At 40.3% G+C, this 12848-nt stretch carries 11 protein-coding genes and 1 tRNA gene; 5 read left to right on the forward strand and 7 right to left on the reverse strand.

Annotated elements, in window-relative coordinates:
* Positions 1 to 136 precede the first annotated feature (136 nt).
* Complete coding sequence (locus ABJF11_RS19145; protein WP_348121807.1) at positions 137 to 1396, forward strand: cation:proton antiporter; 1260 nt, start codon at positions 137 to 139, stop codon at positions 1394 to 1396.
* Here the strand turns inward: ABJF11_RS19145 and manA are convergent.
* The gene (gene manA, locus ABJF11_RS19150) at positions 1393 to 2592 is read right to left on the reverse strand and encodes a mannose-6-phosphate isomerase, class I (protein WP_348121808.1); all 1200 of its coding nucleotides are present in this window, start codon (positions 2590 to 2592) and stop codon (positions 1393 to 1395) included. The two genes, ABJF11_RS19145 and manA, sit on opposite strands and share 4 nt — an antisense overlap.
* A gap of 369 nt (positions 2593 to 2961) precedes the next feature.
* Between manA and ABJF11_RS19155 the strand changes: the two genes are divergently transcribed.
* Positions 2962 to 4488, forward strand: a complete 1527-nt coding sequence (locus ABJF11_RS19155) for a Fic family protein (RefSeq protein WP_348121809.1) — start codon at positions 2962 to 2964, stop codon at positions 4486 to 4488.
* Positions 4489 to 5147: 659 nt separating this feature from the next.
* Here the strand turns inward: ABJF11_RS19155 and ABJF11_RS19160 are convergent.
* A complete protein-coding gene (locus tag ABJF11_RS19160; RefSeq protein ID WP_348121811.1) occupies positions 5148 to 8159 on the reverse strand; it encodes a hypothetical protein in 3012 nt (1003 codons plus the stop codon).
* A gap of 585 nt (positions 8160 to 8744) precedes the next feature.
* Here ABJF11_RS19160 and ABJF11_RS19165 point away from each other — a divergent pair.
* Complete coding sequence (locus ABJF11_RS19165; protein ID WP_348121997.1) at positions 8745 to 8867, forward strand: hypothetical protein; 123 nt, start codon at positions 8745 to 8747, stop codon at positions 8865 to 8867.
* A 437-nt stretch (positions 8868 to 9304) separates the two neighbouring features.
* On the opposite strand, the gene ABJF11_RS19170 is transcribed toward ABJF11_RS19165, so the two are convergent.
* The 5 genes from ABJF11_RS19170 to ABJF11_RS19190 form a co-directional block, all read right to left on the reverse strand.
* A tRNA-Arg gene (locus ABJF11_RS19170) sits at positions 9305 to 9376 on the reverse strand.
* 65 nt (positions 9377 to 9441) lie between these two features.
* Positions 9442 to 9741 carry a hypothetical protein gene (locus tag ABJF11_RS19175; RefSeq protein ID WP_348121812.1) on the reverse strand — a complete coding sequence of 100 codons (300 nt, stop codon included), beginning with the start codon at positions 9739 to 9741 and terminating at the stop codon, positions 9442 to 9444.
* Entirely contained in the window at positions 9742 to 10251 is a 510-nt protein-coding gene (locus tag ABJF11_RS19180; protein ID WP_348121813.1) for a rhodanese-like domain-containing protein, read from the reverse strand.
* A complete protein-coding gene (trxA, locus tag ABJF11_RS19185; protein WP_348121815.1) occupies positions 10248 to 10544 on the reverse strand; it encodes a thioredoxin in 297 nt (98 codons plus the stop codon). Before trxA ends, ABJF11_RS19180 begins: the two co-directional genes overlap by 4 nt.
* A gap of 82 nt (positions 10545 to 10626) precedes the next feature.
* Complete coding sequence (locus ABJF11_RS19190) at positions 10627 to 11208, reverse strand: LemA family protein (RefSeq protein WP_348121816.1); 582 nt, start codon at positions 11206 to 11208, stop codon at positions 10627 to 10629.
* A gap of 41 nt (positions 11209 to 11249) precedes the next feature.
* On the opposite strand from ABJF11_RS19190, the gene ABJF11_RS19195 reads away from it, so the two are divergent.
* Together ABJF11_RS19195 and ABJF11_RS19200 are read left to right on the forward strand one after the other, a co-directional pair.
* Positions 11250 to 12128 (forward strand): TPM domain-containing protein, encoded by an 879-nt coding sequence (locus tag ABJF11_RS19195; RefSeq protein ID WP_348121817.1) that lies wholly within the window; start codon positions 11250 to 11252, stop codon positions 12126 to 12128.
* 66 nt (positions 12129 to 12194) lie between these two features.
* Positions 12195 to 12848 carry a hypothetical protein gene (locus ABJF11_RS19200; RefSeq protein WP_348121818.1) on the forward strand — a complete coding sequence of 218 codons (654 nt, stop codon included), beginning with the start codon at positions 12195 to 12197 and terminating at the stop codon, positions 12846 to 12848.

A 12848-nucleotide genomic window follows, 5' to 3' on the forward strand; every position in this document is an offset into this window, starting at 1 on the left:
AGGCACATCAATACAAATCAAATAAGCATTTTTTATACCTATTATAAAAAAGTTTATACAGACATTAAGATTAAAAAATTACTTTTGGGTCTTGAAATAAGGCATTATATAACTAATTTCAACCAAAGATTGAAGCATGCAAATATTCGACATCATTGCCGTATTAATATTCTTCTCAGGATTATTCATCTTTCTGAATACCTTTTACCTCAAGTTGCCTTCTTCTATCGGTCTAAGTATTTTGGCATTACTGCTCTCATTACTGGTATTGGTATTTGGGTTAATTTATCCTGAATATCATCTGGCTGAGCACGTAAAAGCTTTTGATATGGAAGAGATATTGGTTCGATTTGTTCTAAGTGTCATGTTGTTCGCTGGTGCCTTGAACATTGATTTCTCTAAGTTGGGTAATCAGTTGATTCCCGTGCTTGTCCTTGCATTTTTTGGTGTCATGATTTCCACCGGTGTAATTGGTACACTGATTTACTTTACGCTCGATTTTCTGAATATTGAGCTTGACTTTATCGGTTGTTTAGTCTTTGGAGCGCTCATTTCATCCACAGATCCTGTGGCTATTACCAAAATGATCCAAAGACATCGACTGTCTAGCGAGCTCGAAAATAAGATCGCTGGAGAGGCCTTATTGAACGGTGGTATAGCGATCGTTCTAGCGTTAGTTCTAGTCAACTTATCCAGAGAGGGCGCCATTGCTGGTGGATTGTCTTTTGGAGGATCAGCATGGGTAGTGACAAAAGACTTGGGCGGCGGACTTATTTTGGGTCTTCTATTTGGTTGGATAGGCTATCAGGCTTTGAAGTTTATTGATAATGATGAAGCTCAGGTTGAGGTATTAATTACCATGGCGCTTGTGATGGTAGGCTCGTTTGCAGCTCATTACTTATCAGTCTCCTCTATGCTCGTAGCGGTGACTTCAGGGCTTGTCATTCGCAACTTTGACGCTTCTTCTGAGGAAGAGAGCGCGGTAGGATATTATGTATTTAAGTTTTGGAAACTGATGGAAGAGTCACTTGCTGCGATGCTATTCGTATTGATTGGTTTTGAAATGTTAGTAATCCCGCTTAGACTTGATTACTTCGCTGCAGGATTTTTTGCACTTAACATTGTTCTTTTTGGAAGGTGGATTAGCGTATTTCTTCCTATAAAGTTGATGTCCAGCCATCATGAATTTGACAAAGGCACCATATCTGTACTTTCCTGGGGTGCTCTGCGTGGTGGTCTGCCTGTGGCAGTATCACTATCGCTGTCTGGGTTTCCTGGTCAAGAGATCATAGTGACCATGACCTATGTGGTGGTGGTCTGCTCGGTACTCTATCAAGGATTCACACTAGGCAAAGTGATGCGATCTTACCAGTCACAGCAAGTACAGCAAAACTAAGGAACTGCAGCTTTGAAAATAGTGGTTGGATCTATGCATTCTATTTTATAATCAGAGTTTGCGACAATGAATGCAGCCTCTCCTCTGGTCAATCCGATTTTTTCTATTCCTTCTTTTAACAACACTTCACCACTCAGTACCATAATTATGGCTACGGTAGACGAATTCGCCTGATATACATCCTGAGAATTCAGGTCGATCTTGCTCAGTTCAAAGTCTGGTGCCGGGCTTTTATAGATTTTTTCCAAACGATCTGGCTGAACTTCTCCACTCATAATCTCCGGATAAGTCTCCTTAAATATTACGTGTTTGAGTAATTCATCCACATCCACGTGCTTTGGTGTAAGCCCACCTCTGAGCACATTGTCTGAATTGGCCATCAGTTCCATGTTTTGCCCTTCGAGATAGGCATGAGGAACACCAGCATCCTGAAAGATGGCCTGTCCAGTTTCAAGGCGTACAATATTTGAAAAATAGATAGAATAAATTCCTCTATCCGGCACCTCGTTTTCAAATGTGATGGCTGCTTTAGCTGCCCAATAATCTGGAGATGATTTATCCAATTTACCTGCATGATACAAGGGAAGAATTCGAGAGAGTAAAGGTTGCAACCGTTTCGATCGCTCCTCGTCCGATTGTAACATTACACTTTTATACAACCCAAAATACCCTTCTTGTTGAAAGATATCAATGAGGAAATTTAATTCGGGGGTCGTCGTCAGTATTTCCGTCATTTGCTCCCGAGGAAGGAAACCATGCAAAAGCCAAAACTCACTCAAAGCCACCATTATTTCCGGCTTGTGGTTATCGTCTTTATAGTTCCTATTGGCAGCATCCAATGCAATTCCTTCATCATTCTCTCTGGCAAACCCTTTTTCAGCTTCTTTCTTTGAAGGGTGCACCTGTATGGATAACATATCTTTGACATCCAGAACTTTAAATAGAAAAGGTAATCTGCCAAACTCGCTGGCAACTCTCTCCCCCAGGGTCTTTTCTATATTTTCATTAATAAATTGGTCCAGATTTACCTCTTCACTGTTATGTATCACTCTTGATGGTGAATTGGCATGCGCACCCAACCAGTATTCAGCATATGGACCATCCTCACTGGTCAAACCCAGAAGATCAGGAATAAACTGCTGGCCGCCCCAGGCATAATTTTGTATTTGTCCCTTAAGTGGAAATATTTTAGGCATTTAGTGCTGTACTTTTATTAGGAATACGAATGATTGTAAGAACAAAAAATCGATTGAGAGTGCAATTTACTATGGAATCCGAAAAGTAATAGAAATTAACATCAGCTTATTAGGATCCTGCTATTATTCAATTGATGGACTTCCACCCTATTTGAAAAAAGCAAAGTGGCCTCGGCAAGAATCTGTAGCTATCAGAAAGGTGATAGTTATCCCAAAATATGTAAACTAATCGTAAATCATTTGTTATGATATGTAGTGATTAAGATATAAACATCATGAAAAACTAATTCAAATACAACATAATATACTAATTATTATACCGCATAATATACTATATTTGACACAGCTCAATATACTATATCCTACACAATGGCGTCACCATCCGAAAAATTAGCACAATCTCTCGAAGTTCTGAAACAGATTCAAAACAGTAAGTCGAATACAATCAAGGCTCGATACCTTACCAGAACCCATAGAGAAAGACTTCTAAAACACGGCTTTATCAAAGAAGTCATAAAAGGATGGTATATTTCCTCAAGGCCTGACGAAGTACCGGGAGACAGTACAAGTTGGTACACTTCATTTTGGAACTTTTGTTCCGATTATCTTAATGACAGATTTGGAGATGATTGGTGTCTCTACCCTGATCAATCGCTCCTGCTACACAGTGGTAATTGGACCGTTCCAAGCCAACTTCTCATCAAATCTCCAAAGGGTCAAAACAACCAAACCTCACTTCTATATGCAACCTCAATTTTTGACACAAAGCTTGCATTACCAAACCAAAATTCACTTACAGAGGTTGATAGATTAAAACTTTATACCGTCTCTTCAGGGTTAATTGCATGTTCTGAGAGTTTCTTTAGACAACATCCAATAGATAGTAGAACCGCATTAAGTCTAATTAAAGATTCCTCTGATATTTTAACGTTGCTTCTCGATGGAGGCCATACCACTATTGCCGGACGATTAGCTGGAGCTTTTAGAAATATAGGGTATGACCGTATAGCAAACGATATAGTGAAAACAATGAAATCTGCTGACTATAATATCAGAGAAACAGACCCGTTTGAACACAAACTGCCAAACTCAATAAATATCAGAGAATCGTCACCCTACATTCAACGCATAAGGTTGTTATGGCAGCAGATGAGAGAACCTATCATCCAAATCTTTCCCAAGGCACCTGGAAAACCCATAAATAGCAAAGATTACTTAAAATCCGTTGACGAAATTTATACTGCAGATGCTTATCATTCCTTATCAATTGAGGGATATCAAGTCACGACAGAGCTCATTGAAAGTGTTAGAGCTGGAAATTGGAATCCGGATAAAAAATCTCGAGACCAGGAACAAAAAAATGCATTGGCAGCAAGGGGCTACTGGCATGCCTTTCAAGAGGTAAAAGGTAGTATTAAAAAAATACTTGACGATCAGAATCCAGGTCAAATCGTCGATATTGATCATGGAGATTGGTATAGAGCCCTTTTTCAACCGAGTGTTGCTGTGGGTATAATAAAACCATCCGATCTAGCTGGCTATAGAAATGATGCCGTCTATATTAAAAACTCTAAACATGTACCCTTAAATAGAGACGCAGTTCGTGACTGTATGCCATTATTGTTCGAGTTATTAACAAATGAAACCGAACCCTCGGTCCGAGCTATTTTGGGGCATTTTATATTCACCTTCATTCATCCATATATGGACGGAAATGGTAGAATTGGGAGATTTTTAATGAATACTATGCTAGCTTCAGGAGGTTATCCCTGGACTATCATTCCTGTTGAAAAAAGAAATGAATACATGAGTGCTCTAGAGAAAGCTAGCGTCAATCAAGACATTCAACCCTTTGCCTCTTTCGTTTCTCAAGAAATAATAAGAAGTTCAATTTGAATTAATCTAAATGGAAAAAGGAATTAGTTCACTTTTCAAAAACTTTATCCCAAAAGATAGGCTAAATAGTAAGGTCTCGGTATCAGCAGGTACCTACATCCGTTCAAAGTTGATAACTATAGTGGCCTCGGCAAGAATCCGTAAAGGTTTAATAATTAAGGATTTACAGAATGTACGCAAACAAGCAGGAAAACAAACCGGTAAGAATTACTCATTTTTTTGAGGCTAGTCCTCAATTTGTTTGTAAATGGGGTCATCTTCTTACACAAATGGATTAAATAGCCATTCGCGTTTCATTACCCCCTTCTTAATACAACTATTTGCAAGGGCCGCACCTTCATGACTTAAATACCTCGTCTCACCATCTCGATCTTCATGTTCATATTCTTGGGCTGTGGAAAAATAAACTTCTTCATATAATTCTACAGCATATTCTAAAATATTCGTTTCGTGAGACTTTATCCTTCACTAAAATTAACCAAATATGACAATACTGAAGTTAGTACTCGCACACGATTCCGTTGCACTCAAACGCGCACTATAGGAAGTTAGTGAGCTTCTTTAAACCAAAAAACTACGTCTATAGATGACCCTTTGAAGTAACCCACTCCTCACCTTGAATCGGCGAATCGACTCAAAGGGGGAATGATCCACGCTTTCTATTTCCAGTATTCAATAAATTGATCAGTAGTGCTCATTTCTTGGTTGGGTGCATCTGTAGCTATATAAATACCCACCACTTTTTCTTGCACTGTACTAAAAGTGTACGCACCTCCAAAATAAACATCCGTAACAGTCGTCGAATCGCCAGGACCTAATTGTACCAAAAATTGTGATATTCCTTCCGTCGAAACCGTATTGATATTTAAAGCTTGACTTGAGTTATTTTTTGCTGTAAAGTTGGAAGTATAATTAGTCTGGTTAGGAGACGATCGAAGCCCAGGGAAACCCTTAAGGGCAGAGGTCTTGGCTGCATTAACTGCTTCCTGGGAGATTAGCACATTCTGATTTGCATTGCCATTGACCACATAAGCTAAAACAACGTTGTTTAATGAATCTCGAACAACGGTTACCCCAGTATAATACATAGGAGCTGAATGGGTCAGGCTACCATCTGCAGGAATATTACCATATGGAGTCTGCGAACCATTTTGGGCGACCCAGCTGATGTCAAGCACTTCATTCGAAGTATTTTGCCAGAACATGCTTTTGACACTTGGAACATTGGGTAAAATTTGTCCAAATACTTCATCGTTAACAGGTAAAGTGGAGTTCCAGGTACTTCTCCCGTACGTTCCAGCTTTAATTAGCGAAGGATTTACTGTTGCATCTATTTCTAAATCGGTGGTGTGTACAAAGGGTAAATCTGTTCCGGCCACATGCCACGTGAGACCAAAGTCGTACGTTCGAAAAACACCCAAGTCTGAAGCTACAAGGATTGAATTGGGCGTTGTGTTGGGGTCAAATACTGCAGCATATATAGGGATATCAGGTATGCAAGCGGTCCCGATGGTTCCGCTGATATCCTTAAAGGTTTCACCTGCATCTATTGACAAGTACACATGTTTGGAAGGTGCAGGAAGTTTTTGCTGAGAATAACCCGGAAACACAGCAACAAGCATATCAGCTTTCTTTTGATTTATAGCCAGCTGGGGTACCTGATTCTTCATTCCGTTTGAAATACTTATGTCTGTAGTATCTACTCGTCCATTGGAATTAGTCAATTTTATCATGGACCCCGTTGAAAGACTAACATATACCGTATCCGAATTGGCAGGAGTAACACCTATTGAGCGAACGCTGCCAGTCAGACTGCTAAATTGATAGTAAGGGGCAAAGTTTTTGGCAGAATCTGTGCTAAAAAAAAGAGTTGGCATAGTGTTACATGCCCCGGCGAGGTACACATATTGGTTGGTTGGTCCCGTCTCAAGTTCTGAGAAGCTATTGGGATCGCCAGATGGCCAGCATGAAACTACAGACCAACTGTATGTCCCACCTCCGTCATTCGTATATCCAATTGACCATCTCCCCCTAATCAACCACATACCATAGGCATTTTTGGGATCTGTCCAATCAACTGCTGTCTGGTAACCATCTCCTCCGAGCCACTCGTTCCATGGCTGTGGGTTTCCATTCGTGTAAAGTACACTACCAGCTGCTGTACCTGTGTCTTGCATCCCACCATAGGTATAGTTGTTATTGTTCGCTCCTCTTCCTGTATCGATACCTCTAAAGAGGTTGGTGGCGAAGCTTGCATCTGGATTTGCTGTTGTGTCGACGTTGTGATTTTTCCAATTGACGCCGGCATTTTGACTTGACCATATTCCGCCATCATTGCCCACCCAAACACGTGTTGTCTGGCCGGCAGTTCTATGAGAAGATGGGCTAAATCTCAATGCATGGTGATCTACATGCATTAGCTCAACCGTAAAAGGGTCCACTCCGGCTTCATAACTCCACGAAACGTCTTTCCAGGCGTTACCGCCATCCTCTGAAAGCCACATATCCTGAAATCCCATATAAACACGATTAGCATCTGCCGGGTCAACGCCAAGGGTTTGATCATAGCCACATTGACATTCACTAACTTGTCTCCATTTGGGTAATCCAGGTACTGTCTTAACTGCATTCTCACTGATATCCTCCCACCAATCTCCTCCGTCAATTGATTTCCAAACACCAACATTTTGTGGAGTATCCAGCTCCGCATTTGCATACATGGTGTTCCCATCGGAAGAGACTCCCAAGGAAACAAATTCGTAAGGGATTTTTGGAACATCACCATTCCCCGGTCCCCAAAGATTTGTGCCAAACGAAGCTCCACTGTCTATCGACATGTAAATACCTTGACCATATACCGATGCCCAGATTGTGGTTCCACCTTCTAGCATGTCGAGATCAGTGATGTAACCGGTGGTATCTTCATTGATCATTACCCTGGCATAAGAAGTTCCTGAATCTGTCGACCGGAACAATCCTTTCTTGCTGGCCACCAAAATGGTGCCGGTTACCGGAACTATCATTTTGTTTATTTGAATGCCATTCAACACACTATCACCCAGGGTTTTTGTCCAACTTTCCCCTGCATCATTTGACACATAAATGCCGATCGCACTGTAATATCCATTGTTGAATGGATTGCCTGTTCCAGCATATACAATTTGTGGATTGGACGGATCAAGAGCCAGGGCTCCGAATGACAAGGTTGCCAAAGTGTCTGTTTTAGGTAGCCAGAGGTTGCCACCATCGGTAGTTTTCCAAACTCCACCAGAATTGGCAATGGCATAAGCTATCATATCCTGACTTCCACTTGGATCAATCACAATATCAATCACGGCGCCTGCATTAGGCCCTGGCAATTGTCCATTTTTGGCAAGGTAAGTATTAACCGTAGCAGGAGCTGGGCCTATTTGGTTCCACTGAACTGTGGCACCCAGATAAGCCGACTGGCCTGATCGAATTTGCTTAAATTCTTCTACTGATCTTCTGTAAAGATCAGGTCGGACAAGCCCATTTTCATCACTGTGCAATATATCTTCTAAACCCCTCTGCTCTCTGTAATATCTGTAATTTGATGTGTCTTTTTGAAGGAGATTTTGTGCTGCTGCTCCCGAAGTGACAACAAGGAGAATAATCAAGCCAGTAAATTTTATGTTCGTACTTCTTCTCATTTTTGGTTGGTTTTAAGTGGTTTATTAATACTATCGAATCCTTTTATAAAATGTGGACAGGCTATTGAGTTGCATTTCCCCAACAAAAGACAGCAATAGGTTTCTGTCAATAAAATTCCCTTCACTAAGCTCGTTGTACTTTTTAACTAAAATCCTGGTGATACTATTTTGGGAGCGAAGAAGTGAAAAACATTCATAAAAAAAGACGAGGTCTGCTCTTCCAGATTTATAGTATTCAACAACCAGCGTATCAAGAATAGCACCTAATCGTTTTTGACTACTCTCAGAGCTGAGAGATCAACAATTGCTTGATAAGATGATGCAGGCGATAAAGTTGTTGAGGTTCAGCTTGCCTTGTTAAAAAGCAATGATCTTCTTGTCAGTGGATTCACATTACATTAGGTTAATGCCAACAATCAAGATCAAAAAGGACTGAAAATATCTCATAGGCGAAGGTTCTAAAGGTTAACCCCAAGATGCTGAACTACTAATATAATGAAAATCTGTGAACTGTAGGCCGTCAGCAAAAAGTGGACAGTTAAGGTATTAAATTAAGAGAGTACTTGTAACTTAAATTTTAGAATTATGAGTACTAAAAAATCCACAGAATCATTCATTCGAGGAGTCAAAAGAAAGACTCGCAGAAAGTTCTCAGATGAAGAAAAGATCCGTATTGTAGTTGAAGGTCTTCGAGGAGAAGAAAGATGAATAGAGTGTCCAAAAGCTTTAAGACGGTATATATGCGAATTAATCGCAGCTACCTGAACCTGGATAAGCTTATTTATTTCAAAACTATTTTGATGAGATTCTTTAATCCACTTATCCGGTTTACCACTCCAAAATTTAGGGTTGATTCTTTGATCTAAACTGTAATACTTGGATTTTCGATTGATTGTAACCCTTACCTGGATCTGGTGTAATCCTGACTTTGTTTTGCGATTGTTCCGGTTGATTAATGGTGTAACTGAAAATCCCATTTTTTTCATGGTTTATTCAAACCTATGACAAAAAAATGTGAAAACAAATACGCAAACAAATGACAAAAGCAAGCAACAATAAACAATTGCACAAATTTCAAAAACCTAAACAATTTGCTCATTATCAAGGTTTTAGCTTTTGTTTGTATTTGTTAGATGTTGTTATTGTAGCCTCGGCAAGAATCGAACTTGCATCTAAAGTTTAGGAAACTTCTATTCTATCCATTGAACTACGAGGCCAGAATCATACGTTACTCAAAACTATTGATTTTATCGGTATCGCTCAACACTCCAGGCATACATCTTTATTTGGTAATAAATTCTCCTAATTTTTCTTCTAGTACTGTAAGTTTATCACCCATTGCGTCGATCAAGGCTACTTCCTTTTTGTTGGTTTTGTAGAATTCCTCGAAGGCTTTTTTTGATTTCCAATAATCAATGGTCAGAAAAAATTGGATGGCATTGGTTTCGTAAAAAAGCTCTGTTTTGATATAGTCGGTTGATTTGGAAAATAGCTGTGCCCACTCTCCGCTAGAGTCGTATATCTTCAAAAAGTCTCGTACACACTCTGGTTTTACCTGATATCGCCATATTACCTTATACACCTAGTATACTGCCTTCGCTTTAGTTAGCCATTTGCCCCATGAGGGGTTATATCCATGTACTGCCTCAGTAGGATTGCCGAGACTATCCACGACCGTCTTGTCTTGGTTGGTCCAGTCAAACACTCCACCAATCAAATTTTTGACATTGCTATAGCCTGCTTTTTTTAATTTTTGAGCCACTTTTTCACTTCGATAGCCAACAGAACAATATACAATGAGCTCGGTGGTCTTATCTATATCTTCTATTGAAGATAAATCAAAGTCGTCGTATCCCACATACCGAGCATTCTCGATATGACTTATTTTGTATTCCTTCTCTGATCGAGAATCCAGAAATATGACATCTGATGCAATGCTATCATTCACACTGATTTCATCTACTGTATGACTGAGTAAGTCGTCTACCATCCGATAGTAACGCTGCTGCTGCTTTTGAGCAGGAGATTTTTGCGCTATCAACGACGCTTGAACGCTACATATCAGTATCGTAATGTATACGAGGCGTTTCATAAGTGTGACTGAATGACAGATTTGAGCTGCTCCTTGGTGGAGGTACCTGAGTGCCGCCAGAGAATCTTACCCTTTTTGAATAGGATCATGGTCGGTATACTTCTAATTTGATAAACCTGTGATGCTTTCTGGTTTTTATCGACGTCTACTTTTATTACCTGAGCTTTACCGTCGAGTTCTCCTTTGAGCTCACTGAGTACGGGAGCCATCTGCTGACAGGGCCCGCACCAGTCGGCATAGAAGTCGACAAGCACAGGTTGATCAGCGTTTATTATATCAGTGAATGTTGCCATATCTATCTAACAGCAGACGAACTCTCCGAGTTCGTCTTTCTAAAGCAATTCTATTCTTAAATTTCAATAAGAATTCTAAATTCTAGAATTCTACTTTTGGTGCATTTTCCGTACCCTCTTGCGAGGCAAAAGCTTCTTTCTTTTCAAAACCAAAAGCGCCGGCAAGCATGTTGTTTGGAAAACTTCTAATGTAGGTATTGTAGGCTCTTACCACCTCATTGAATCTTCTTCTTTCGACAGCGATTCTGTTTTCAGTTCCCTCCAATTGCGCTTGCAACTCAAGGAAATTTTGATTGGCTTTCAGATCAGGATACTTTTCTACGGTGACCAGAAGTCTGGACAGTGCCGAAGACAACCCATTCTGAGCTGCCTGATACTGCTGCATCGACTGTGCATTTAGATTGCTCGGGTCTATAGATACACTAGTAGCCTTAGCTCTGGCTTGAACTACGCCTTCCAATGTTTCCTTTTCGTGCGCGGCATAACCTTTGACAGTACTGACCAAATTTGGAATCAGATCCGCTCTGCGTTGGTACTGAGTCTCTACATTGGCCCATTGAGCTATTACAGTCTCATCCGCGCCGACCATAGAATTGTACCTTCCTACTGATATAAATATCAAAATCACCAGTACGCCTAGAATTATTAATGTCTTTTTATTCATGATTATCTTGGTTAAACAACAAATCTACTATTTTAGCCTTAATGAAAATTAAGAATAGTAAAACTCTTTTTGTGCTAATTGGTTTCATTTTACTGAGTAATTTTTCTTTTGCTCAGGATCATGCTTCAATACCCGATCTAGAACAGCGTGTCACAGACCTAACGAACAGTATTTCTAAGGCAGATCTCGAATATTTGGAAGACAAATTGGCTCGTTTTGAGCAGCAAAAGGGAAGTCAAATCGTAGTTGTAATTCTGCCCACTACCAAACCTGAGGCTATTGAACAGTATGGTATCAGACTGGCTGAAAAAGCTAAAGTTGGCCGTAGTGGGATAGATGACGGTGTGCTGCTTCTGGTGGCGATGAATGACCGAAAGATGAGGATCGAGGTGGGCTACGGGCTAGAAGGCGCTATTCCTGATATCTATGCCAAAAGGATCATAGAAAACCTAATCACACCTGAATTTAGACATAGCCAGTTTGCCACAGGAATCAACAAAGGTGTAGATGCTCTGATCGGACTGATTGAGGGAGAAGATTTGCCTGAGGTGACCCAAACCAATAATCGCTTAAAAAGCTCGGGGAAAAAGCTTTCCGTAGGATTGATCATTTTTGGGCTGATTGCTCTTAGCGTTCTTAAGTCAATAATAAAAAACAAGGTTATAAAATTTGTACTGGCCTTAGTTGTAGCCGTTCTGATTGGTTTGCTCTTCGCAAACATCGTGATGGGTATCTTCTCAATGATATTTGCACTTGTCGTGCTATTCAACAATTCTTCTGGCCGAGGCGGCGGCGGATATATTGGTGGTGGCTACTACGGTGGATCAGGAGGAGGATTTTCCAGTGGTGGTGGCGGTTTCGGAGGATTCTCTGGTGGTGGAGGCGGCTTCGGTGGAGGTGGCGCTTCAGGCGGATGGTAATACAAAAATTGATACTAATTTTAGAGTAGCCTATTGCTACTGAAATGCGGGCTAACAAAATATACAATGAGAAATAAAATTCAATTTTCTGATGCTGATAAGCAAACGGTCAAAGAAGCTGTACAGCATTTGGAACAAAAAACATCCGGTGAATTAGTGGTGTATTTTGCCCGAGATAGCGATGGTTACTTTCAAGCATGTTGGAAAATGGCAAGTTTGTTTGTAGCTATTTTTTTAGGTGTAATAGCTTCTTTATCCTATCTGTGGCTCCTACCTGAGTCCATTAGTATTCTGACCATTTGCCTGCTCGGTATAGCTACGCTTATCGTCGGTTTTGCTATTCCGTATTTTATCACAAGTCTACGTGTAAGTTTTACTCCTGACGAAACGGTATTCCAAAGAGTATTGACAAAGGCGAGAGACATTTTTCTGCAAGAACAAGTTTTTGACACCAACGATAGAATCGGAATCCTTATTTATATCAGTGAGTTAGAGCATCAAGTACAGATTCTAGGTGACTCTGGAATCAATGCAAAAATTCAGCAAGAGGACTGGGATGAGGTACTCGGACTGGTTATTCAAGGTCTAAAAAATAATACTCCTGCTAAAGGCATTGCTGATGCCATACAAAGATGCGAGGAATTGCTACTGAGCAACGGGTTTAATAATATTATCAAACCAGATAATGAGCTTTCTGACGAAATGCGAATAGAAGAATAA

The sequence above is a fragment of the Reichenbachiella sp. genome, from assembly GCF_039941815.1.
Taxonomy (GTDB): domain Bacteria; phylum Bacteroidota; class Bacteroidia; order Cytophagales; family Cyclobacteriaceae; genus Reichenbachiella.

Coding starts and splice junctions, on each gene's coding strand:
- ABJF11_RS19200 (WP_348121818.1), top strand. CDS start 12,195: ATGAGAAATAAAATTCAATTTTCTGATGCTGATAAGCAAACGGTCAAA.
- ABJF11_RS19195 (WP_348121817.1), top strand. CDS start 11,250: ATGAAAATTAAGAATAGTAAAACTCTTTTTGTGCTAATTGGTTTCATT.
- ABJF11_RS19190 (WP_348121816.1), bottom strand. CDS start 11,208: ATGAATAAAAAGACATTAATAATTCTAGGCGTACTGGTGATTTTGATA.
- manA (WP_348121808.1), bottom strand. CDS start 2,592: ATGCCTAAAATATTTCCACTTAAGGGACAAATACAAAATTATGCCTGG.
- ABJF11_RS19155 (WP_348121809.1), top strand. CDS start 2,962: ATGGCGTCACCATCCGAAAAATTAGCACAATCTCTCGAAGTTCTGAAA.
- ABJF11_RS19180 (WP_348121813.1), bottom strand. CDS start 10,251: ATGAAACGCCTCGTATACATTACGATACTGATATGTAGCGTTCAAGCG.
- ABJF11_RS19160 (WP_348121811.1), bottom strand. CDS start 8,159: ATGAGAAGAAGTACGAACATAAAATTTACTGGCTTGATTATTCTCCTT.
- trxA (WP_348121815.1), bottom strand. CDS start 10,544: ATGGCAACATTCACTGATATAATAAACGCTGATCAACCTGTGCTTGTC.
- ABJF11_RS19165 (WP_348121997.1), top strand. CDS start 8,745: ATGAGTACTAAAAAATCCACAGAATCATTCATTCGAGGAGTCAAAAGA.
- ABJF11_RS19145 (WP_348121807.1), top strand. CDS start 137: ATGCAAATATTCGACATCATTGCCGTATTAATATTCTTCTCAGGATTA.